The sequence below is a fragment of the Roseateles sp. P5_B10 genome (genome assembly GCF_056400485.1).
In genome coordinates this window covers 1-865 of the sequence record NZ_JBFULE010001368.1, presented here as the reverse complement: position 1 = coordinate 865, position 865 = coordinate 1, and the positions used below count along the sequence as shown (strand labels likewise).

At 63.8% G+C, this 865-nt stretch carries 1 pseudogene; it reads right to left on the bottom strand.

The features are described from left to right. Positions 1-173 precede the first annotated feature (173 nt). Positions 174-865 (bottom strand): annotated as a pseudogene (locus tag AC1DU6_RS33375) (hypothetical protein); the annotation flags it as partial.

The window sequence follows — 865 nt, the reverse complement described above, 5'->3', positions numbered from 1 at the left end:
AACTGGAGTCGGACACAAGCAGTCCCTGCGGACTGCTTGTGCCTACGGAAGGCCATGGGCCTCTGGCCCATGGCAGGCCCAGCGCTCGGCCCGGAATACCAGTATCGAACGGGCAGCGGAATGAAAAAGGGCCTGTTCGCACCAGGCCCTTTTCATTTAGAGATCCCCAACGATCAGCGCTTGGCTGAACGCGACTGGATGACCCACAGGCGCGCCAGGTCAGCGGCGCCTTCATTGCCCTTGACCGATTTCCAGGCCGCCTGTGCCTTGGCGCTTTCGCCAGCCAGCTGGTGGGCCAGGCCGAGGTAGAGCTTGGCGTCTTCGGGGCGCTTCAGATCGCCCTTGGCGATACCTTGTTCGATCTGCTCGATGCCCTTCTTGGCGTTGCCGCCAAAGGCATTGGCCAGCCCCAGCTTGACGAACTCGTTGCCGTCCTTGGCATCCGCGGCAGCCTTCTCGTTGGCCGCTGCAGCGGCCTTGGCTTCGCCAATTTTCTTGACCATCAGGTCGGCCAGGCGCTTGTGGCGGGCGCCTTCGGCCCCCTGACCCAGCACGCCCGCGGCCATGCCCTTGTCAACGACCTGCTTGCCCTCTTCCGGATAGCCGGCCTGAGCGGCCAGCTGGGCCATCTCCATGTAGTCCTCGGCACCGCGCGACATGTTGCCCGTGACCAGGCGCAGGCGATAAAGATCCAGCGCGTAGCGGCTGCTGTCGAAGCTCTTCTTCTGCGGCATGCCGCCCAGGATCTGGGCCCACAGTTTGGGATCCGGATAGAAGTTCAGCAGCTTCTCGGTCGCCACGGATTCCGCGTTGCCGTCGCCCTTCTTCTGGGCCGCGAACAGCAGCAGGTTGAGCTTGTCCGTCC